The 21125-nt window shown below is 67.5% G+C and carries 16 protein-coding genes; 12 read left to right on the top strand and 4 right to left on the bottom strand.

From position 1 onward, the window contains the following. Nucleotides 1-3: 3 nt before the first annotated feature. On the top strand, nucleotides 4-858 hold the full coding sequence (locus tag ACODSC_RS14525; RefSeq protein ID WP_488814708.1) for an SMP-30/gluconolactonase/LRE family protein: 855 nt from the start codon (nucleotides 4-6) through the stop codon (nucleotides 856-858). Beyond that, nucleotides 855-1706, top strand: coding sequence for an aldose 1-epimerase (locus tag ACODSC_RS14530; RefSeq protein WP_488814709.1), 852 nt, complete (start codon nucleotides 855-857; stop codon nucleotides 1704-1706). Before ACODSC_RS14525 ends, ACODSC_RS14530 begins: the two co-directional genes overlap by 4 nt. Here ACODSC_RS14530 and ACODSC_RS14535 read toward each other — a convergent pair. Continuing rightward, on the bottom strand, nucleotides 1703-3871 hold the full coding sequence (locus ACODSC_RS14535) for an alpha-glucuronidase family glycosyl hydrolase (protein ID WP_488814710.1): 2169 nt from the start codon (nucleotides 3869-3871) through the stop codon (nucleotides 1703-1705). The two genes, ACODSC_RS14530 and ACODSC_RS14535, sit on opposite strands and share 4 nt — an antisense overlap. Nucleotides 3872-4035: 164 nt before the next feature. Between ACODSC_RS14535 and manD the strand changes: the two genes are divergently transcribed. The 3 genes from manD (at nucleotide 4036) to uxaC (ending at nucleotide 8022) form a co-directional block, all read left to right on the top strand. Beyond that, on the top strand, nucleotides 4036-5244 hold the full coding sequence (manD, locus tag ACODSC_RS14540; RefSeq protein ID WP_488814791.1) for a D-mannonate dehydratase ManD: 1209 nt from the start codon (nucleotides 4036-4038) through the stop codon (nucleotides 5242-5244). A 70-nt stretch (nucleotides 5245-5314) separates the two neighbouring features. Next, complete coding sequence (locus tag ACODSC_RS14545) at nucleotides 5315-6613, top strand: MFS transporter (protein ID WP_488814711.1); 1299 nt, start codon at nucleotides 5315-5317, stop codon at nucleotides 6611-6613. Next, nucleotides 6610-8022: a glucuronate isomerase gene (uxaC, locus tag ACODSC_RS14550; protein WP_488814712.1), complete on the top strand. Its 1413-nt coding sequence runs from the start codon at nucleotides 6610-6612 to the stop codon at nucleotides 8020-8022. Before ACODSC_RS14545 ends, uxaC begins: the two co-directional genes overlap by 4 nt. Nucleotides 8023-8043: 21 nt before the next feature. Here the strand turns inward: uxaC and ACODSC_RS14555 are convergent, their stop codons facing one another. Next, on the bottom strand, nucleotides 8044-9312 hold the full coding sequence (locus ACODSC_RS14555; protein WP_488814714.1) for an SGNH/GDSL hydrolase family protein: 1269 nt from the start codon (nucleotides 9310-9312) through the stop codon (nucleotides 8044-8046). A 148-nt stretch (nucleotides 9313-9460) separates the two neighbouring features. Here ACODSC_RS14555 and ACODSC_RS14560 point away from each other — a divergent pair, with 148 nt between their 5' ends. The 7 genes from ACODSC_RS14560 (at nucleotide 9461) to ACODSC_RS14590 (ending at nucleotide 19735) form a co-directional block, all read left to right on the top strand. Beyond that, nucleotides 9461-10942 (top strand): mannitol dehydrogenase family protein, encoded by a 1482-nt coding sequence (locus ACODSC_RS14560; protein ID WP_488814715.1) that lies wholly within the window; start codon nucleotides 9461-9463, stop codon nucleotides 10940-10942. A gap of 17 nt (nucleotides 10943-10959) precedes the next feature. Beyond that, nucleotides 10960-12261 (top strand): MFS transporter, encoded by a 1302-nt coding sequence (locus ACODSC_RS14565; RefSeq protein ID WP_488814716.1) that lies wholly within the window; start codon nucleotides 10960-10962, stop codon nucleotides 12259-12261. After that, on the top strand, nucleotides 12258-13895 hold the full coding sequence (locus ACODSC_RS14570) for a glycoside hydrolase family 43 protein (RefSeq protein WP_488814717.1): 1638 nt from the start codon (nucleotides 12258-12260) through the stop codon (nucleotides 13893-13895). Before ACODSC_RS14565 ends, ACODSC_RS14570 begins: the two co-directional genes overlap by 4 nt. Nucleotides 13896-14098: 203 nt before the next feature. Further along, on the top strand, nucleotides 14099-17062 hold the full coding sequence (locus tag ACODSC_RS14575; protein WP_488814718.1) for a TonB-dependent receptor: 2964 nt from the start codon (nucleotides 14099-14101) through the stop codon (nucleotides 17060-17062). Nucleotides 17063-17260: 198 nt separating this feature from the next. Next, nucleotides 17261-18277 (top strand): tRNA dihydrouridine(20/20a) synthase DusA, encoded by a 1017-nt coding sequence (gene dusA / locus ACODSC_RS14580; protein ID WP_488814719.1) that lies wholly within the window; start codon nucleotides 17261-17263, stop codon nucleotides 18275-18277. Nucleotides 18278-18331: 54 nt separating this feature from the next. Further along, nucleotides 18332-18994 (top strand): hypothetical protein, encoded by a 663-nt coding sequence (locus tag ACODSC_RS14585; RefSeq protein WP_488814720.1) that lies wholly within the window; start codon nucleotides 18332-18334, stop codon nucleotides 18992-18994. 183 nt (nucleotides 18995-19177) lie between these two features. Beyond that, nucleotides 19178-19735 carry a 3D domain-containing protein gene (locus ACODSC_RS14590; RefSeq protein WP_488814721.1) on the top strand — a complete coding sequence of 186 codons (558 nt, stop codon included), beginning with the start codon at nucleotides 19178-19180 and terminating at the stop codon, nucleotides 19733-19735. Between the two features lie 84 nt (nucleotides 19736-19819). Here the strand turns inward: ACODSC_RS14590 and ACODSC_RS14595 are convergent, their stop codons facing one another. Next, nucleotides 19820-20710 carry a hypothetical protein gene (locus tag ACODSC_RS14595; protein WP_488814722.1) on the bottom strand — a complete coding sequence of 297 codons (891 nt, stop codon included), beginning with the start codon at nucleotides 20708-20710 and terminating at the stop codon, nucleotides 19820-19822. An 88-nt stretch (nucleotides 20711-20798) separates the two neighbouring features. Then, nucleotides 20799-21122: an Mpo1-like protein gene (locus ACODSC_RS14600; protein WP_488814724.1), complete on the bottom strand. Its 324-nt coding sequence runs from the start codon at nucleotides 21120-21122 to the stop codon at nucleotides 20799-20801. Nucleotides 21123-21125: the final 3 nt, after the last annotated feature.

Consider the following 21125-nt stretch of genomic DNA (forward strand, 5'->3'; position numbering starts at 1 on the left):
GTCATGAGCGACGCCGAACTGATCTGGGACGTCCAGGCCGAACTGGGCGAAGGCCCGGTCTGGGACGCCCGACGCGAGGCGGTGTGGTTCGTCGACATCAAGGGTCGGCGGCTGCATCGCTACACCCCCGCGACGGGCGACAAGTCCTCGTGGGACGCCCCGGATCAGATCGGTTTCGCCCTGCCCGCCGAAGACGGGTCGCTGGTCTGCGGCGTGCGCGGCGGTCTGTATCGCTTCACGCCGGAGACGGGCGTCTTCGACCTGATCCTGCCGGTCGAGCAGGACCGGCCGCAGAACCGGCTGAACGACGGCTTCGTCGCCCCGGACGGCTCCCTGTGGTTCGGCTCGATGGACGACAGCGAAGAGGTCAAGACCGGCGCCCTCTATCGCTGGGCGGACGGCGAACTGACGCGGCACGATGACGGCTACGGCGTCACCAACGGCCCGTGCCTCAGCCCCGACTGCAAGATCCTGTATCACCACGACACGCTGGAAAAGACGGTTCTGGCTTTCGATCACGACGAAGGCGCGCTGTCGAACCGCCGGGTCTTCGCCGTGACCGAGGACGGATTCGCCGACGGCCCCAGCATGGACGCCGAGGGCGTGTTGCACGTCGGCCTGTTCAACGGCTGGGGCGTGGCCCGCTTCTCGCCCAAGGGCGAGCGGATAGGCACCCTGTCCCTGCCGGTGCAGACGGTGACCAAGGCGGCCTTCGGCGGGTCCGACCTGCGCGACCTCTATTGCACCACCGCCTGGCTGGGCAATTCGGACAAGCGGCGCGACCAGCCGACGCTGGGCGGCCTGTATCGCGTGCGGGTCGAGACGCCGGGACTGCCGCAGAACCTGATCCGGCTGTGATCCAGCTCGCGGCGGGGGATTGGCGCGCCGCCCTCAATCCCGAACTCGGCGGCTCCATTGCAAGCCTGACCTGGCGCGGTCGGCCGGTGCTGCGGCCCACGCCGCCGGGCGCGGTCGATCCGCTGGAGACGGCGTGTTTTCCGCTGGTCCCCTATGCCAACCGCATCGACAACGGCCGGTTTGTTTTCGAGGACCAGTATATCGACATCGGCGCCACGCCCGGCTTTGAGCCTCACGCCTTGCACGGCCTGGGCTGGAGAAGGCCCTGGCGCATCGAATCCGCTGACGCCGCCTCGGCGCGCCTGGCGCTGGACCATGCGGCCGGCCCCGACTGGCCCTGGTCGTTCCGCGCGGAACAGGGGTTCCAGCTGAGCGCAGATGGACTGACGGTCTCGCTCGCCCTGACCAATCGCGACGACCGCCCCTTCCCCGCCGGCCTGGGCCTGCATCCCTATCTGGCGAGGGGGTCGCAAGACCGGCTGACGCTGGCCGCGGACCAGGTCTGGGCGGTCGACGACACCCTGATCCCGACCCACCTCGCGGCGGCCTCCGCCGTGTTCGACTGGCGGGCCGGCCCGCGTGTCACGGACGCCCCGTTCGTCGACAACGCCTATGAGGGCTGGGACGGGACCGCCCGACTGTCGCATGAGGACTGGAGCGTTCGCATGAGCGCGCCCGGCCTGTCGCGCACCCATGTCTACGCCCCCCGGGACGCGGACTTCGTCTGCGTCGAGCCGGTGACCCATAGGCCGGACGCCCTCAACGCTGCGCCGGACGAAGAGTCCGGCCTGGTCGTGCTCCGACCCGGCCGGACCCTGTCCTTGTCCCTGTCCTTTTCCGCCGACTAGATGCCCGGCGCGTTCGGGAAGCTGAGCGCCTTGTAGTAATCCAGATCGTGCTCCGGCGCCGCCGCGCCCGCCGGCAGGGGGCGACGGGATATGGACTGGAAATAGGCCACGGAGGCGTCGCGCCACCAGCGGGCTTCCTTTTCCTGAATGCCGAGGAAGGTGGCGGTCTCCTCGAAGCGCTGGTCATCGACATAGGGCTGCAGCGAGGCCCAGGTGCGGCGCATCTCGCCCACGCCGGTCACACCGCGATCATAGGTGGTCACCAGTTCGTCCCACAGGGTCCGCCCCGACCGCATCTTGTAATCCCACGACAGGTGGTGGAACCACAGCAGGTCCCGCTCATCGATCTGCGACAGATCCGAGAACCGCGCCGCGACCTGCGGCGCATACTGGGCCACGGCGTTGGTGCCGGTGGACGTCCGGTCAAAGCCGATGCCCTGGGCGTCCGCGCGGTGATAGTAGACGGGGTTCCACTCTGGCCGCGCCAGGTCGGCGACCCACGGGCCGGGACCATAGTGGTGGCTGGTCGCCATCAGATGCCCCAGGCCCAGCGGCGTCATGTAATCGACCACCAGTTCGCGCGACCCCATCATCATGTTGACGGCAGGTTCGACGAAGCGCGGGTCGTTGGAGAAGGTCATGCGGGCCCACTCCTCGGCGATCGGACGGGCGCGACCGGTCTCGGGGTTCCAGGCCATGCGGCCGAAGACATACCAGTTGGCCTGGTCGAAGTGGCTGCCCGACCAGTTGCGGTCCGAGCCGATGTTGGCGACGCCGGCCATGCCGGTCAGTTCGTGGCCGAAGGCGCGGCCGTCGATGATGCGGGCGACGGTCGAGCCCTGACCCGGCCGCCAGGTGTCGGACTGCAGCGTCTCCTCGTACAGCGTGCCCAGATAGGCCAGGTGCGTAGCGAAGCCGAGGTATTCCTTGGTGATCTGGAACTCCATCATCAGCGGCGTCTTGGGCATGGCCCCGAACAGCGGATGGAACGGTTCGCGCGGCTGGAAGTCGATGGCGCCGTTCTTGACCTGGACGATGACGTTGGGACGGAACTGGCCGTCCAGAGGCTCGAAGTCGGTGTTGGCCTGTTTGTGCCGGTCGTCCGGGTTCTCGTGCGAATAGACGAAGGCGCGCCACATCACGATTCCGCCGTGCGGCTGAACGGCGTCGGCCAGCATATTCGCGCCGTCGGCGTGGGTGCGGCCGTAATCCTGCGGGCCGGGCTGGCCCTCAGAATTGGCCTTGACCAGGAAGCCGCCGAAGTCGGGAACGGCGGCGTAGATCTCGTCGGCCTTGGCCTTCCACCAGGCGCGCACGCGCGGATCCAGCGGGTCGGCGGTGGGCAGGCCGCCGATCTCGATCGGGGCGCTGAACCGAGCCGACAGATAGACCTTGATGCCATAGGGCCGGAACACGTCCGCCAGCGCCGCCGTCTTGGCGATATAGGGGGCGGTCAGCGACAGGGCGTTGGCGTTGACGTTGTTCAGCACCGTGCCGTTGATGCCGATCGAGGCGTTGGCGCGGGCGTAGTCCGTGTACAGACGCGGCGTATAGTCCGGCAGCTTGTGCCAGTCCCAGATCGACTGACCCGCATAGCCGCGCTCCACCGTGCGATCCAGATTGTCCCAATGGTTCAACACGCGCAGCTTCACCGTCGGCGCGGTGCTGATGTCCAGGTCGGTGATCGGCTGGCGGGTCTGGATGCGGCGCAGCAGGTCGAAGGCCCCGTACATCACGCCGACGTCCGAGTTGGCGGCGATGACGGTGGCGGGCCGTCCCTGCAAGGTGACGCTGCGGATCAGATAGCCCTCGGACCCCAGCTCGGACAGCGGCAGGTTCAGCGACGCGATCAGCGGCGACGCCGCCGGCGTGCCATAGACCACAGCCCCCGCCTGAGACGCAGCGCCCAGCGTCGGCTCACGGCCCGTCAGGCCGCCCAGACCGCGTTCCAGCTCCTGCGTCGTCAGTCGGATCGTGGCGCTGTCGCCGCCGGGAACCAGGGTGGTCGCCGCCGCGCGATAGGCCTCGACCGCCGACGCCTCGACGGGCCGATAACGAAGCCAAAGGTCATGCCCGTCCTCCGCGCTGACGGCGCTGGCGGTCCCCAGAACGAGTATCGCGCCCAGCTTGGCGACAAGCTTCGGCAGCCACTGGCTGTTACGCATCGGCATCCTCCCATCGACCGCTGTCGGCCGTATTTCTCGATCGTCTCCGCCGTTGACAAGGTCGGTCGATCGTATTCTGTTAGCGCTATCATCACATGCTGTGACGAGATGACAAGAGCAACGACGGCGCAAAACGCCGCACCGGAGGAACGACCGTGTCGGACATGACCATCACCAACGCCCGGGTCATCGTGACCTGCCCGGGGCGCAACTTCGTGACGCTGAAGATCGAGACCAAGGGCGGGCTGACGGGCGTCGGCGACGCCACGCTGAACGGCCGCGAACTGTCGGTCGCCAGCTATCTGACCGACCACGTCATCCCCTGCCTGATCGGGCGCGACGCGCAACGGATCGAGGACACCTGGCAGTATCTCTACAAGGGCGCCTACTGGCGTCGCGGGCCGGTGGGCATGTCCGCCATCGCCGCCGTCGACATGGCGCTGTGGGACATCAAGGCCAAACAGGCCGGACTGCCGCTGTATCAGCTGCTCGGCGGCGCCTGCCGCGAGGGCGTGATGGTCTATGGCCACGCCAACGGCGAGACGGTCGAGCAGACCGTGGCCGAGGCCAAGAAATACGCCGACATGGGCTATAAGGCGATCCGTCTCCAGTCCGGCGTGCCGGGCCTGAAATCGACCTATGGCGTGTCCAAGACCTTCGGCTACTACGAGCCGGCCGACGCCGACCTGCCCAGCGAGAACGTCTGGTCCACCGAGAAATACCTGCGCTCGGTCCCGCCCCTGTTCGAGGCGGCGCGCGAGGCGCTGGGCTGGGACATGCACCTGCTGCACGACATTCACCACCGGCTGACCCCCATCGAGGCGGGGCGGCTGGGCAAGGACTTGGAGCCGTATCGTCCCTTCTGGCTGGAGGACGCCACCCCGGCCGAGGACCAGGCCGCCTTCCGCCTGATCCGCCAGCACACCACCAGTCCCCTGGCCGTGGGTGAGATCTTCAGCTCGATCTGGGACTGCAAACAGCTGATCGAGGAGCGGCTGATCGACTATATCCGCGCCACCGTGGTGCATGCGGGGGGCATCACCCACCTGCGGCGGATCGCTGCCCTGGCGGACATCTACGGCGTGCGCACCGGCTGTCACGGGGCCACCGACCTGTCGCCGGTGTCGATGGCGGCGGCGCTGCATTTCGGCCTGTCGATCCCCAACTTCGGCATCCAGGAATATATGCGCCACACCGCCGAAACCGACGCGGTCTTCCCGCACGGTTACAGCTTCGCCGACGGCATGCTGCATCCGGGCGAGCAGCCCGGCTTGGGCGTCGACATCGACGAGACCCTGGCCGAACAGCATCCCTACAGCCGCGCCTATCTGCCCGTGAACCGGCTCGAGGACGGAACCCTGCACAGCTGGTGAGGCCGAAGCGCGCCGCCAAGATGCGCGCACGGCCCGAGGAAACGAACCGACCACCCCGGAAAGGGCTCGCATGACCGACGCCGCCACCCCGCCCGACGACCGCGCCACCGGCCGGATCGGCCGCTATCGTTGGGCCATCTGCGCCCTGCTGTTCTTCGCCCTGACGATCAACTACGTCGATCGGCAGGTGCTGGGGGTGCTGAAGCCCCTGCTGGAAGTCGAGCTGGGGTGGACCGAGACCGACTACGCCAACATCGTTGTGGCCTTCCAGGCGGCCTACGCCATCGGCCTTCTGGGTTTCGGGCGGTTCATGGACCTGATCGGCACGCGATGGGGTCTGACCATCGCCGTGGTCATCTGGAGCCTGGCGGCCATGGCCCATGCCGGGGCGCGGACCGTGGTCCAGTTCGCCATCGCGCGCGCGGCGCTGGGCGTCAGCGAGGCCGGCGTCTTCCCGGCCTCGGTCAAGGCGGTGTCCGAATGGTTCCCCAAACGCGAACGGGCGCTGGCGACCGGCATCTTCAACGCCGGCTCCAATGTGGGGGCGCTGCTTACGCCCATCGTCGTGCCTCTGATCGCCCTGACCTTCGGCTGGCAGTGGGCCTTCATCCTGACGGGGATCATCGGCTTCATCTGGCTGGCGGTCTGGGTGATCATGTATCGCAGCCCGCGCCAGCACCCCCGGGTGACCGCCGCCGAACTGGCGCACATCGAAAGCGACCCCGCAGATCCGCCCGGCAAGGTCGGATGGCGCACCGTGGCCTTCCGGCGTGAGACCTGGGCCTTCCTGCTGGGCAAGTTCATCACCGACCCGGTCTGGTGGCTGTTCCTGTTCTGGCTGCCGGACTTCTTCGCCAAGACCTATGGCCTGGACATCCGCAGCTTCGGCCCGCCGCTGGTGGCGGTGTATCTGCTGGCCGATGTCGGCTCGATCGCGGGCGGATGGCTGTCGTCCAACCTGATCAAGCGCGGCTGGTCGGTGAACGCAGGCCGCAAGACCGCCATGCTGATCTGCGCCCTGTGCGTGACGCCGATCACCGTCGCCATCTTCGCGCACAACCTGATCATCGCCGTGGCGATCATCGGCCTGGCGGCGGCGGCGCACCAGGGCTGGTCGGCCAATCTCTACACCCTGGTGTCAGACGTGTTTCCCAAGCGCGCCGTGGCCACCGTCGTCGGCTTCGGCGCGGCCGGCGGCGCGGTGGGCGGCATGCTGATCGCCAAGTTCGCCGGATGGACGTTGGAGACGACCGGCAGCTACATGCCGCTGCTGATCTTCGCCGGCTTCGCCTATCTGGTCGCGCTGGGCGTGATCCAAGTGCTGACGCCCAAGCTGGCGCCGGTCGTCCTGCCGACGGAGACGGCATGAAACCGCTGGTCCTGAACCCTGACCGCCTGTTCCCGGCCGACACCGACACCCGAAACGTCGCGCGCCGCCTCTACGCCGAGGTGCGCGACCTGCCGATCGTCAGCCCGCACGGCCATACGGACCCCAGCTGGTTTGCGCTGAACCAGCCCTTCGCCAATCCGGCGGAACTGCTGATCACGCCCGATCACTATGTCTTCCGCATGCTCTACAGCCAGGGCGTCCGGCTGGAGGATCTGGGCATCGCGCGGGCGGACGGCGGGCCGGTCGAGACCGATCCCCGCGCGATCTGGCGCCGTTTCGCCGAGCGCTATCACCTGTTCCGGGGCACGCCGTCGCGGATGTGGCACGACTGGGTCTATGCCGAGGTGTTCGGCATAGACGTGCGCCTGTCGGCCGAGACCGCAGACCACTATTACGACGTCATCGACGCGGCGTTGAAGACCGACGGCTTCCGACCGCGCGCCCTGTTCGAGCGTTACAACATCGAAGTCATCGCCACGACGGAAGGCGCGCTGGACGACCTGGCGCACCATGCGACGTTGCAGGCCTCGGGCTGGAAGGGGCGGGTCGTCACCACCTACCGCCCCGACGCCGTCGTCGATCCCGACCACCCGACCTTCAGGGACAATCTGACAGCGCTGGGACGGATCACTGGCGAGGACGTCTTCACCTGGCCCGGCTATCTGGCGGCGCACCGGGATCGCCGCGCCCACTTCCGTCGTCACGGCGCCACCGCGACCGACCACGGCCATCCAACCGCCGCGACCTTCGACATGACGCCGGCCGAGGCCGAGGCCCTGTTCGCGCGCGTTACATCAGGCGATTTCACCCCGGTCGAGGCCGAACGGTTTCGGGGCCAGATGCTGACCGAAATGGCGCGCATGAGCCTGGAGGACGGCATGGTTATGCAGATCCATCCGGGCGTGCACCGCAGCCATAATGCGCCGCTGCTGGCCGCCTTCGGGACGGACAAGGGCGCCGACATTCCGGTGCGGACCGACTATGTCACGGCGCTGAAACCGCTGCTGAACCGGTTCGGCTCCGAACCCGGCCTGACCATCATCGTCTTCACCCTGGACGAGACGACCTACAGCCGCGAACTGGCGCCCTTGGCGGGTCACTATCCGGCGCTGCGGCTCGGCCCGCCCTGGTGGTTCCACGACAGCCCCGAGGGCATGCGCCGCTTCCGCGAACAGGCGACGGAGACGGGCGGCTTCTACAACACCGTCGGCTTCAACGATGACACCCGCGCCTTCCTGTCGATCCCGGCGCGGCACGACGTGGCGCGGCGCATGGACTGCGGCTTCCTGGCCAGGCTGGTGGTCGAACACCGCATGGAGGAGGACGAGGCGCACGAGGTCGCCCACGCCTTGACCTATGGTCTGGTCAAGGCCGCCTACCGGCTGTGACCCGCCCCTTCTGAAGACGCTTCAGCGCGCGGGGCGCAGGGCGTCCAGCGGCAGGCTCATGGCCATGGCCTCATAGCCCGGGATGGAGGGATGCAGGCCATCGCCGGAGTTCAGGTCGGCCCGCAGTCGGTCCGGCCGGGCGGGATCGCGCATGAGGGCGTCGAAATCGACCACGCGGTCGAACACCTTCGACGCGCGGATCCAGGCGTTGATCGCCTGCCGATCGGCTTCCGTCGCGGCGTCGGGCTTGTAAAGTGACGAGCCTCCGAACGGCAGGATCGTCGCGCCGATCACATGCAGGCCCCGCGCCCTGGCCCGCCCCGCCGTCTGGGACCAGGCCTCCAGGATATCCACGACCATCTTGTCGTGCGCCGCCTGGGGGACCGGCCCGTTGATCGCCAGATTGCCCAGGTCGTTGACCCCCTCCAGTATCAGCACCTGCCCCACCCCCGCCTGGCCCAGCACGTCACGGTCGAACCGCGCCGCCGCGTTCGGCCCCAGGCCGTCGAGCAGGATGCGGTTTCCGCCGGTTCCCAGATTGAGCACGCTGAGATGGCGCCACGCCGCGTCCGCCTGAAGCCGGCGGATCAGGAAGTCGGACCAGCGACTGTTGGTGTTGGGCTGAACCCCGAAGCCGTCGGTGATCGAGTCGCCCAGCAGCGCCAGGACTTCGGTTTGCGGCCCGCCCATCACCTCGACGCCCGACAGGAAATACCAGTGAGCCTCGGTCTTGGCGCCCGCCATGTCCGGCGCGTCGCACAGCCGGCCCGGCGCAATATAGGTGGTGGCGCGTGATCCCGGGTGACTGGTCTGACGGGTCGGGGCGACGGCGATGTGGAGGCTGATGGCCAGGTCGTCGAACACCTTCACCGGCATGGCCACCGGGTCGGACAGATATTCGGCGCCGGCCGGTATGGTGACGGTCTGGCGACCCGAGAAGGTCAGCGCCCGGTCCGTTCCCTCGACCAGTCTCGCCGTATTGGGGGCTGTCGGCCGGGCGATCCGCGCCTGGCCGATCTCCAGCGGTTCCACGCCGAAGACGTTCGACACCCGCACCCGCAAGCTCGATCCGCCCGCCGCCAGGCGAATGATCTGACGAAGCGTGGCGTCTTGCAGATCGGCGGTGGGCAGGGCGTTGCGATCCTCCGGGATCTGCTGCGAGGAGGCCCAGGCCCCGATCCATCGCGGCGCCCCCCGCCCCTCGCGCGCCCCGGCCGGCAAGGCGGCGGACCAGAGGGCCGCAGCGCCCAATCCCAGCAAACTCTGACGGCGGGTCGTTGCAATATCCACAGGAATCTCCGGGGGCCTGAATTGTCCTACCATTGCATCACCACCGTGGCTTCAGCCTCAAGTCAAGGGCGCCGTCGCACGCCCTCAGAGACCGAACGCGCACATTCCGACTTGCTGATGTTAGCGGTCCCATACAGGATCGCGCCTCATGAACCGCCTTTGCGAACACAATCTGGCGAGCCTTCCCGCCGACGTCGGCCGACCGACCTATGATCGCGCTGCGATCCTGAGCGGCGTGGTGCATCTGGGGATCGGCGCCTTTCACCGGGCGCATCAGGCCGACGTCTTCGACCGCGCCCTGGCCGGGGGCGACCCGCGCTGGGGCGTCGTCGGCGCCTCGCTGAGATCGCCGTCCGTGCACGAACAACTGGCGGCCCAGGACGGCCTTTACACCCTTCTGACACGCGACGGCGCCGCCGAGACGGCGCGGATCGTCGGGGCCGTGCGTCAGGTCTTGGTCGCGCCGCGCGATCCCGGCGCCCTGGTCGAGGCGATCGCCGCGCCCGACACCCACATCGTCACCCTGACCATCACGGAAAAGGGCTATCGGCTCGATCCCGCGTCGGGCGCCCTGTTGGAACAGGACCCCGACGTCGCCGCCGACCTGGCGGACCTGTCAGCGCCCCGCACAGCGCCCGGCTTCCTGGCGGCGGGCCTGAGGCTGAGACGGGAACGCGGCCTGGGACCTCTGACGATCATCAGCTGCGACAACCTCCCTCACAACGGCGCGCTGGTGAAGGCCGCCGTCCTGGCGATGGCCCGGCGGCACGACCCGGCCGTCGCCGACTGGATCGAGACGACCTGCGCCTTCCCTCAGACCATGGTGGACCGCATCGTCCCCGCCACGACCGCAGAAGATCTCGACGCCGTCGCGCGCCGCCTGGGCGTCCGCGACGAGGGCATGGTCAAGACCGAACCCTTCACCCAGTGGGTCATCGAGGACGCCTTCGCCGGCCCGCGTCCGGCGTTCGAGGATCTGGGCGTCCAGATCACCGCCTCGGTCGCGCCGTGGGAGGAGGCCAAGCTGCGGCTGCTGAACGGCGCCCATTCCGCCCTCGCCTATCTGGGCGGCCTCGCCGGCATCGACTTCTTACACGAGGCCGTAGCCGACCCGGCCTATGCGGCTCTGGTGCAGGGCCTGTGGGACCAGTCCCAGACCACCCTGTCGCCGCCGCCCGAGCTGGACCTGGGCGCCTATCGTCAGGCCCTGTTCGGCCGTTTCGCCAACGCCAGCCTCAATCACCGCACGCGCCAGATCGCCATGGACGGGTCCCAGAAACTGCCGCAGCGCCTGCTGGCGCCCGCCGCCGCCCGACTGGAACAGGGGCGGCCCATCACCCACATCGCCCTGGCCGTCGCGGGCTGGATGCGCTGGCAGTCGGGGCGCGACGATCTGGGCGGAGACTTCGTCGTGGATGATCCGCTGGCGGCCGAGACCGCACGTCGGGTCGCCGGCCTGGACCGTCCGCAAGACATCGTCGACGCCCTGCTCTCGCTCGACGCGGTCTTCCCTCGCCCCCTCGCGGCCCAGCCCGCCTTCCGCCAGGCCGTCACCGACGCCTACGCCGACATCGTCCGCCACGGGGCGCGCGGCGCCGTCGAACGGCTGACATCCGCGTCCGCCCCCTGAAGCCCACGGAGTTCCCGATGACCGTCAAGCGACCGACATTGAAAGCGCTCCGCTGGTGGATCCTCGGCCTGGTGGTCGTCGGCGCCATCATCAACTACCTGACCCGCAGCACCATGGGGGTGGCGGCGCCGACCCTGATGCAGGAGCTGGGCATCACCACCCAGCAGTACAGCTGGATCACCGGCGCCTTTCAGTTGGGCATCATGATGCAGCCCGTCGCCGGCTACGTCCTGGACACCCTGGGCCTGCGGACCGGTTTCGCCCTCTTCGCCGGGGCCTGGTCGCTGATCGCCATGGCGCATGCCCTGGCGGGATCCTGGCCTGCCTTCGCCTTCCTGCGCGGTCTGCTGGGCATCGCTGAAGGCTCCGCCAATCCTGCCGGGATGAAGACCGTGTCCGAGTGGTTCCCCGCCAAGGAGCGGGGCATGGCGGGCGGGGTGTTCAACATGGGCGCCTCTGTCGGTTCGATGCTGGCGCCGCCCCTGGTCGCCTGGGCCATTCTGACCTTCAACTGGCGCGCCGCCTTCGTCATCACAGGCGTCCTGGGCCTGATCTGGGTGGCCCTGTGGCTGATCCTGTATCGCTCGCCCGACCGGCATCCCGGCCTCGATGAACGTGAGCGGCGCTATATCGAAGAGGGGCGCGAGGCCCATCTGGCTTCGGACGACGCCCGGCCGTCGCCGCTCAAGATCCTGCGCCAGCGTAACTTCTGGGGCATCGCCCTGCCCCGCTTCCTGGCCGATCCGACCTGGGGCACCCTGGCCTTCTGGGTGCCGCTGTATCTGACCACGGTGCGTGGCTTCGACCTGGGCCAGATCGCCCTGTTCGCCTGGATGCCCTTCGTCGCGGCGGACTTGGGCTGTCTGTTCGGGCCGACCCTGGCCCTGTTCTTCCAGCGGCGCGGCCTGTCGCTGATCAACGCCCGGCGCGCCGCCTTCACCGTCGGCGCCGTCCTGATGATCGGTGTGGCCTTCGTCGGCTTCGTGGAAAACGTCTATCTGGCCATCGCCCTGTTGTGCCTGGGCGGGTTCGCGCACCAGACCCTGTCGGTCACGGTCATCACCATGTCGTCGGACCTGTTCCGCCGCAACGAAGTCGCCACCGTCACCGGCATGGCCGGGACCTTCGGCAATCTGGGCGTCCTGATCTTCTCGCTGATGATCGGCGGGCTGGTGGTCAGCGTCGGCTACACCCCCTTCTTCGTGGCCCTGGCGGTTCTCGACCTTGTCGGCGCGGCCGTGCTGTGGACCCTGGTGCGCGACAGACCCAGCGGCGACGGCGGCGATCCGGTCGGCGTCCTGACCGAGGCGCGTCCATGATCCGCAATCCGATTCTGCCGGGCTTCAATCCCGACCCCTCGATCGTGCGGGTCGGCGACGACTTCTACATCGCCACCTCGACCTTCGAGTGGTTTCCAGGCGTTCAAATCCACCATTCGCGCGACCTGAAGCACTGGCGGTTGATCGCGCGGCCGCTGAACCGACCCAGCCAGTTGAACATGCTGGGCGATCCGGATTCCTGCGGCGTCTGGGCGCCCTGCCTCAGCCACGACGGGACGCGTTTCCACCTGATCTTCACCGACGTGAAGCGATACGGCCGCACCACGACCGGCGGCGCCTCCGGCGCTTCGCTGAGGGATTTTCATAACTTTCTGGTCACGGCCGACAGCATCGACGGGGACTGGTCCGATCCGGTTCATCTGAACTCGTCAGGCTTTGATCCGTCGCTGTTTCACGACGCGGACGGGCGCAAGTGGCTGCTGAACATGCTGTGGGACCACCGCCCCGGCCGCGCCCGCTTCGGCGGCATCGTGATCCAGGAATATTCGCCTGACGCCCAGGCCCTGGTCGGCGAGCGGCGGATGATTTTTGCGGGCACCGACCTGGGCCTGACGGAGGCCCCGCACCTCTATCGCCGCGACGGCTGGTATCATCTGATCACGGCGGAAGGCGGAACCGGCTGGGGTCACGCGGTGACCCACGCCCGGTCGCGGGATCTGTTCGGCCCCTATGCGCTTCACCCGGAAGGCCCGGTGCTGACGGCGCGGGATCGCCCGGATGCGCCCCTGCAACGCGCCGGCCATGCGGACCTGGTCGAGACGGCGGCGGGCGAGACCTACGCCGTCTATCTGTGCGGCCGCCCCCTGAAAAACCGCGGCCGCTGCGTCCTGGGCCGAGAGACCGCGATCCAGCGCATGGTCTGGGGCGAGGACGGCTGGCTTCGTACCGAGGCGGGCGACGCCTTGCCGACGCTGGAGACGCCGTCGCCGGCCGGGCTGACGGATCATCCCTGGCCTGCCGCGCCCGAGGTCGAGGTCTTCGACACCCCCACCCTGCCCGCCGCCTTCCAGTGGTTGCGCTCCCCCTGGCCGGAGGAGCTGTTCAGCCTGACCGACCGGCCCGGCCGTCTGCGTCTGTTCGGTCGCGAGAGCCTGGGCAGCCTGTTTCGCCAGGCCCTGGTCGCCCGGCGCTGGGAAAGTCACGCTTTCAGCGCCGAGACGCGGATGGAGTTCGAACCGCGCCACTATCAGCAGGCGGCGGGCCTGATCTGCTATTACGGCGGCGCCAAATTCCACTATCTGCACGTCACCCATGACGAGGCCCTGGGCCGGGTCGTCCAGGTCATGTCCGCCCTGCCGGACCAGCCGCAGGCCGACTGCCACACCGCGCCGCGCGCGGTTCCAGAGGGTCCGATCTCTCTCAGAGTCGAGGTCGACGAAGAGCGGCTGCGGTTCGCCTGGCGCGTGGAGGGGCAGGACGACTGGACCTGGCTGCCCGAGATTTTCGATGCATCCATCCTGTCGGATGAAGCTACATCGCCCGGCGCCCCCAACTTCACCGGCGCCTTCGTCGGCATGGCCTGCCAGGACATGTCGGGCGCCGGCCACCCCGCCGATTTCGCCGATTTCCGTTACATCGACCGGCCTTTTGTTCCGAATTTCAAAACGCTCTGACAACGCCGCTCGGTCGACCCCTGCTCGCTCAGTGAAGCCTGAAATCGGTGCAGCCAACGGCCGTTGACAGCACAATAAATCAGACATATTCGTTTTGATGTGAGCGCTACCATAGAAACGAGCAGCGCCATTCAGAACTTCACACGCCAAGCCCGTCGCTGACGCGACCGCCACAACAAATGCGCCCTGGGGAGGGACAACAGATGTCGATCACCACAATACGCACGCCCATGCGTGCTGCACTTTTCGCCAGCACCATCCTTGCTGGTTTCGCCGGGCCTGCCTTCGCGCAGGAAGCTGTCCAGGAGCCCCAGGCGGCTCCCGCTCAACAGGCCGAGCCCGCTACCGTCGATGAAATCGTCGTCACCGGCTTCCGCAGCAGCCTGGCGCAATCGACCGCCGCCAAGCGCAACGCCACCGGCTTCACCGACTCCATCTTCGCCGAGGACATCGGCAAGTTCCCCGACACCAACCTGGCCGAGTCGCTGAACCGGATTCCCGGTGTCCAGCTGACGCGCGAGATCAACGGCGAAGGCCTGAACATCTCCGTCCGCGGCCTGGGCACCAACTTCACCAAGGTGCTGTTGAACGGCGCCCAGATCTCCGTCGCCTCGTCAGGCCGGACCGACTCGCAGAACCAGAACCGCGAAGTCGACCTCGACATCTTCCCGTCCGAGCTGTTCACCCGCCTGGACGTGAACAAGACCCCGATGGCCTCGACCGTCGAAGGCGGCGTCGCCGGCGTGGTCAACATGCGCAGCGCCCGTCCGTTCGACCGCGCAGGCCCCAACCTCAGCTATTCGCTGCAGGCCAACTATGGCTCGGTCTCCGAGGAAATCAGCCCGCGCCTGACCCTGATCGGCTCCAACACCTGGGATCTGCCCGGCGGCGGTCAGGTCGGCGCCCTGCTCGGCCTGTCTTCGGTCCGCAACAAGTCGCGCACCGAAGGCTTCGAAACCATCGGCTGGACCAACCCCAACCTGACGGACGCCCAGTGCGGTTCCGGCACGCCTGCCGGCGGCACGGGCAACATCTGCAACCAGCCCTTCGGCGGCAACGGTTACAACATCCCCGGCGTGGTGCCGGTGGGCGCCGGCAACGGCCTAATCGCCGGAACCGTGGTGGACGCGGCCTATCTTCAGTCGCTCAACCCGGACGTCACCCTGGAACAGCTGGGCAACGGCCTGCTGCCGCGCCTGGGCCGCGACTCGCTCAGCGAAGGGTCACGCGATCGCGATTCCGTCCTGCTGTCGCTGGAATACCGTCCCTCCGAAGATCTGCAGTTCTACGCGGACTTCCTGTACGGCAAAGCCGACCGCGAGTTCATGCGAACGGACATGAACTGGGCCGTCCGCAATTCCAGCAGCATGATCCCGATCGGGGTTCAGGTGAACGAAGACAACGTCGTCACCGCCGGCACCTTCGCCAACTCTCGGTTCAACCTCGAGCAACGGCCGTACCGGGAACAGCTGGAGTTCTACAACATCAACCCCGGCGTCATGTGGCAGGTCAACGACTGGCTCCGCATCGACGGCCAGTTCAACTACGCCAAGTCGACCTTCGACCGTAACGCGCCGACCATCTTCCTCAACTCGCCGTTGGGTGTGACCGTCGACTTCGACAACACCGGCGGCGACTATCCCTCGATCATCGCCGACGGGTTCGACCTGAACGACCCCAACGCCGGCTGGCAATGGGGCCCGGGTTCGCGCGTCAGCTTGCAGAACGAGCTGCGTGAGACCGAGGTCAAAGGCACCCGCTGGGATTTCACCATCGGCCGCGACGATGGGATCAACTTCCGCTTCGGCGTCGCCTATGACGACGTGAGCCGATCGATCGAAGCCCTGGACAACTCGGCCCGCTGGCAGCAGTTCGTCTGCGGTGGCGGCGGCATGACCCCGACTGGCGAACTGCCCACCCCGGCTGCGGCCTGCAACGGCCAGGCGGGATCCGCCGTGCCGACCGCTGACCTCGCCTCCTATCTGCGTCCGGGCGAACTGGGCTTCATCAACGTCGATACGGACGCCTTCTTCGCCGCCACCGACTATTGGGCTTTCAGCGACGCAGCGCCATTCAGCAGCTCCGCCGCGACCGGCGCGAACTCGGGCGTGATCTCGGAAGGCACCTTGGGCGCCTATGTCGAAGCCAATGCCGTCACCCAGCTGCTGGACCGCGACCTGCGCTTCAACGCAGGCGTCCGCTACGCCACGACCGACCAGGACATCACCGGGCCGCAGACCATCAATGGCGAAACCTCTTTCCTGACGCTGTCGCAGACCTATGACGAATACCTGCCGTCGTTCAGCGCGGTGTGGGACGTCTGGGACAATGTGACCCTGCGTTTTGCCGGATCGCGCACCCTGACACGCCCGAATCCCTCCTCCATGCTTCCGGGAACGGCCTTCAGCGATCCGTCGGCCCAGAACGCCACCCAGGGCAATCCGACCCTGACGCCCTATCTGTCGAACAACTTCGACTTCGGCGGCGAGTGGTACACGGGCGGCGAGGGCTATGTCGGCATCGCCCTGTTCACCAAGTCGATCACCGGCTTCACCGTACAGGGCACGAACACCATTCCGTTCGCTCAGCTGGGCGTGGCGTTCGAAGATCTGACGGCGGACCAGCAACGGGCCATCAACAACCGCGGCGGCCCCGACGCCGCGACGGTGACGGTCAGCCAGCAGGTCAACGCCGATGGCGTGCTGGACATCGAGGGCATGGAGCTGACCTGGGTCCAGCCGCTGGACTTCATCACCGACGGCCTGGGCTTCACCGCCAACTACACCAAGATCAACCAGTCCGGTTCCGGGCGCGGCGCGCCGGCCGTGGCGGTGGGCATCTCGCCCGTCACCTATGCGGTCACCGGCTACTATGAGCGCGGCCCGGCGTCGTTCCGCCTGTCCTACGTCTGGAACGACGCCCAGATTTCGTCTGGCCCGAACCAGAACAGCGTGCCCGTCGCCCAGCTCCGCTCAGACGAACGCGGTCAGCTGGACATGCAGGCCAGCTATACGCTGGACTGGCTGCCGTCCTCGCCGCGTCTGACGCTGGACGTCCAGAACCTGCTCGACGAACCGCAGCGCTCGACGTTCGAATACGACAGCGCCGCCTTCACCTACTACGAGCAGGGCACCAACTTCCTCATCGGCCTGCGCGGCCGCTTCTAACTCCCCCTGAACTGTCGGATTTCGACTGGGCGGCGTCTCTCACGAGCGCCGCCCTTTTCTTTTGGGACGGTTGAGCCCAGCGTCGCACCTCGCTCACGCCCTTCCTTCGCCGCCGCGGTGGTGATCGCGTTTGCGATGCGCAGCCTATATATAAATCCCTTCCTCCGTGGCCGCTCAGGCTGTGCTCTTGCTGGAACAATGCTGACTAACTCGGATCGCAGACTCTCAATCGCCCCGATGATGGACTGGACCGACCGGCACTGCCGGGCGTTCCACCGGGCGCTGTCGGCGCGCGCGCTGCTCTATACCGAGATGGTGACGGCGCCGGCGGTGTTGCATGGGGATCGCGAGCGGTTGCTGGGGTTCGATGCAGTGGAGCATCCGGTGGCGCTGCAGTTGGGCGGATCCGATCCGGCGCAACTGGCCGAGGCGGCGCGGATCGGCGAGGCGTTCGGGTATGACGAGATCAATCTGAACGTCGGCTGCCCTTCGGACCGGGTCCAGTCGGGCAAGTTCGGGGCCTGCCTGATGCGCGAACCGGAGCTGGTCGCGGATTGTATGGCGGCCATCCGCGAGGCGGTGAGCGTCCCCGCCACCGTCAAATGCCGCATCGGCGTGGACGATCAGGATCCGGCGCTCAGCCTGTTCGCCACGGTGGACGCCTGCGCCGCCGTCGGGATCGAGGTTTTCATCGTCCATGCGCGCAAGGCCTGGCTGAAGGGTCTGTCGCCCAAGGAGAACCGCGATGTGCCGCCGCTGGACTACGCCCTTGTGCGCCGGCTGAAGCGCGAGCGGCCGCATCTGAACATCTCGATCAACGGCGGCATCGCCTCGCTGGATGAGGCCGAGGCCCATCTCGACGATTCCGACGGCGTGGCGCTGGACGGCGTCATGCTGGGGCGGGCCGCCTATCACGAGCCGGCCATACTGGGTCAGGCCGACCGGCGCCTGTATGGCGAAGCGGTCGCCGATGTGGACGCCTTCGAGGCCATCGACCGCTATCGGCCCTATATGGCCGCGCGCCTGGCCGAGGGCGTCGCCCTGCCCGCGATGGCGCGCCACATGCTGGGCGTCATGCACGGCCGCCCCGGCGCGCGGGCCTTCCGCCGCATCCTGACGGTGGAGGCGATCAGGCCCGGCGCGGGCTTGGAGGTCATGGATCGCGCGGTCGAGGCCGTACAGGAGGCGGAGGTCCGACGGTCGCAAGCGGCGTAACGGATCTGAAACGCCGACAGGGTATTGCTGTAAAAACCCTCGCCGGAGTCCGTCATGAAACGTCTGCTTCTCGCACTGGTGTTGGCGAGCGTCCCGGCCGGCGTGCTTGCCCAGACCGACAGCCGCTTCGCCCTGGGCGCTCAGATCGGCACGCCGGGCGCGGGCGTTCAGGCCCAGTTCGCGGTCAACCGCCATCTCGTGTTGCGCGGCTCTTACGACGTCTTGCGCTGGGAACGCGACGACACCTACAGCGACGTGGACTATAGCGCCGATGTCGATTTCCAGTCGCCCGGCGCCTTCGTCGATATCCACCCCTTCGGCAACGCCTTCTTCGTTTCGGGCGGCGCCTATTTCGGGGATCGCGGCGTCGATCTCGCAGCGGACGAGGGCGAGAGCATCCGGATTGGCGGGACCGAGTTCACCGCAGAGGAGGTCGGACGGCTGACGGGTCGCATCGATCTGAAAAGCACCGCGCCTTTCCTGGGCCTGGGATACGACAACACCTTCACGCGCGCGAACCACTGGGGCGTGCGCGCGGTCGCCGGGGCGGTGTTCGGCGACGCGCCGACCGTGTCGCTGTCGTCGGTGGGCGGAACCCTGTCCGACAACGCTCTTTTCCAGGCGCTGGTGGACCTCGAGGCGGACGACCTGCAGGACGACGCCGACGACTATAAGGTTCTGCCGGTGATCCAGCTGGGCGTCAGTTACCGGTTCTGACTTCGGGTCGCCACCATAGCGGGCGAGCAACGGCGCTTAAAAAGTTCGCCGTTCCAATACCCTAGCGAGATGGAACGGCTTTGTCCTCAAGGCCATTTGGAGGCCGCCACTTTTAGGACACATCCCGACGCGACAAAACCAGCGCCGGCGGCGTTGGGAGCTGGTGTCTCCTGAGCGAAACTCATGATCGGCGCTTCCGCTGCTATCGCCATGTTCTGGGCCGCCCTTTCGTCGATGACGACCGGGCCTGTCCCCTACAATGAAGTCGTAGCGGCGGATGAAGTCAGGATTGAAACCCCTGCCGACAACGTCGGTTCCGCCGAAATCGAAAGCGCTCTGAGCGCCGAACAGGCCGAGCTGATGGCCAGCGATCCCGACTGGCGCGCGTCGGCGCGCCTCTATCACGCAGGCGGCGGCGGCGCGACGGGCAACGATTCCCTGGGTTGCCGTCCGATCGCCATGCGCACCGTCGCGGTCGATCCCCGCGTCATTCCCCGCCGCACCAAACTGTTCATCCGCGAGACCGTCGGTCTGCGTCTCGCCGACGGCTCCATCCACGACGGCTACTGGTATGCGTCCGACACGGGCGGCGCGATCAAGGGCGCCAAGATCGACCTCTACACCGGCAATGGCCGCGGTTCGATGCGCCCGGCCCAGCGTCTGAACATGCGCACCCTGACCATCGCCGACGCCGGCCGCTTCGACGGCTGCCCGCCCGCCTGGGAAAACGCGTCGAACTGATCCAGGCGACGGCTCGGATACGGAAATGAAAACGCCGGCGCGCCTCACGGCCGCCGGCGTCCTCGTGTTTGATTTCCAGCGACGTCAGTCCAGTTCGGACACTTCCAGCGTCGACTGCACCATCGAGCCGTTATAGGTGCCGACCCAGATGTCGTAGCGACCGCCCTGCGGGTTGGTGATCGTGACCTTGGGATTCAGGTCCCCGCCGCTGTCGTCGTCGCAATAGAAGCGGCCGTTCGGCGTATTGATCAGCAGGGTGGTGTCCTCGTCCGCCCGCACGCGGAACGTCAGGTCGCCCTCGCCCGGCTCGAAGAAGATCTGGATGTCGGGCGCAGCGCTGACCGAGCCTTCGCACCCCGATTTGGCGGCCGAGGCCGGCGACGACCCGCCCGCCAGGATCGACTTGGTCCAGGGATCGGGCGTGAACCCGCCGCGCAGATTGGCCGTGCCGTAATTGGGGTCCAGATCCATGTCCGGCGCGCCGCCGGCGGTCGCGCCCGTCTCGCCCAGTTCGCTGATCTGCAGCGTCGATTGGACCATGCTGTCGCCGTAGGTGCCCAGCCAGATGTCGTAACGGCCGCTCTCGGGATCGGAGATGGTCACCAGCGGGTCCAGATCGCCGCCGCTGTCGTCGTCGCAATACCAACGCCCGCCGGGGGTGTTGATCAGCAGGGTGGTGTCCTCGGACGCGACCGCCTTGATGGTCAGGTCCAGGTCGCCGGCGTCGAAGTTCAGTTGCAGGTCGGGCGCGGCGCTGACCGAGCCTTCGCAGCCGGACAGCGCAGCCGCCGCCGGAACCGACCCGCCGGCCAGGATCGACTTGGTCCAGGGGTCGGGTGTGAAGCCGCTCGCCAGGCTGACCGAGCCATAGTTGGGATCAAGCGTGAAGTCGGGCTTGGCGGCGCTCTTCTGGGCCAGGCTGACGCCAGGCGCGAGCACAAGCGCCGCACTTGCGGCGAAGGCGATGATCTTCATGAGGCGATGTCCCCGGCTGCGGCCTCCCGCCGCAGGGGGACCATAGCGCGGCTTGGCGAACCGTGCAGCTTCAAATTACCGCGTTTGGCTAGAAACGCCGCCGCCCCGACGCCGTCTCGAAGAACAGGCGGAAATCGCCCATCAGGCTCCACAACGGATATTTGAACGTGGCCGGGCGGTTCTTCTCGAAGAAGAAATGCCCCACCCAGGCGAAGCCGTATCCGATCAGCGGCATGGCCAGCAGCCACCAGGGGTTCAGCGTCAACACGAAGGCGATGAAGGCCAGGATCACCAGGCCGGTGCCCACCACATGAATCCGCCGGCACGTCCGGTTGGAATGCTCGTGGATGTAATAGGGATAGAAGGCCTCGAACGAGGCGTATCGTCCCTGAGGGTCGGACGGCGTGCTCATGAA

It is taken from the genome of Brevundimonas sp. FG128 (assembly GCF_057809775.1).

Bases quoted from the DNA above. Each gene is read 5' to 3' on its own strand.
- ACODSC_RS14525 (WP_488814708.1), top strand. From the start codon at position 4: ATGAGCGACGCCGAACTGATCTGGGACGTCCAGGCCGAACTGGGCGAA.
- ACODSC_RS14535 (WP_488814710.1), bottom strand. From the start codon at position 3,871: ATGCGTAACAGCCAGTGGCTGCCGAAGCTTGTCGCCAAGCTGGGCGCG.
- manD (WP_488814791.1), top strand. From the start codon at position 4,036: ATGACCATCACCAACGCCCGGGTCATCGTGACCTGCCCGGGGCGCAAC.
- ACODSC_RS14545 (WP_488814711.1), top strand. From the start codon at position 5,315: ATGACCGACGCCGCCACCCCGCCCGACGACCGCGCCACCGGCCGGATC.
- uxaC (WP_488814712.1), top strand. From the start codon at position 6,610: ATGAAACCGCTGGTCCTGAACCCTGACCGCCTGTTCCCGGCCGACACC.
- ACODSC_RS14560 (WP_488814715.1), top strand. From the start codon at position 9,461: ATGAACCGCCTTTGCGAACACAATCTGGCGAGCCTTCCCGCCGACGTC.
- ACODSC_RS14565 (WP_488814716.1), top strand. From the start codon at position 10,960: ATGACCGTCAAGCGACCGACATTGAAAGCGCTCCGCTGGTGGATCCTC.
- ACODSC_RS14570 (WP_488814717.1), top strand. From the start codon at position 12,258: ATGATCCGCAATCCGATTCTGCCGGGCTTCAATCCCGACCCCTCGATC.
- ACODSC_RS14575 (WP_488814718.1), top strand. From the start codon at position 14,099: ATGTCGATCACCACAATACGCACGCCCATGCGTGCTGCACTTTTCGCC.
- dusA (WP_488814719.1), top strand. From the start codon at position 17,261: ATGCTGACTAACTCGGATCGCAGACTCTCAATCGCCCCGATGATGGAC.
- ACODSC_RS14585 (WP_488814720.1), top strand. From the start codon at position 18,332: ATGAAACGTCTGCTTCTCGCACTGGTGTTGGCGAGCGTCCCGGCCGGC.
- ACODSC_RS14590 (WP_488814721.1), top strand. From the start codon at position 19,178: ATGATCGGCGCTTCCGCTGCTATCGCCATGTTCTGGGCCGCCCTTTCG.
- ACODSC_RS14595 (WP_488814722.1), bottom strand. From the start codon at position 20,710: ATGAAGATCATCGCCTTCGCCGCAAGTGCGGCGCTTGTGCTCGCGCCT.
- ACODSC_RS14600 (WP_488814724.1), bottom strand. From the start codon at position 21,122: ATGAGCACGCCGTCCGACCCTCAGGGACGATACGCCTCGTTCGAGGCC.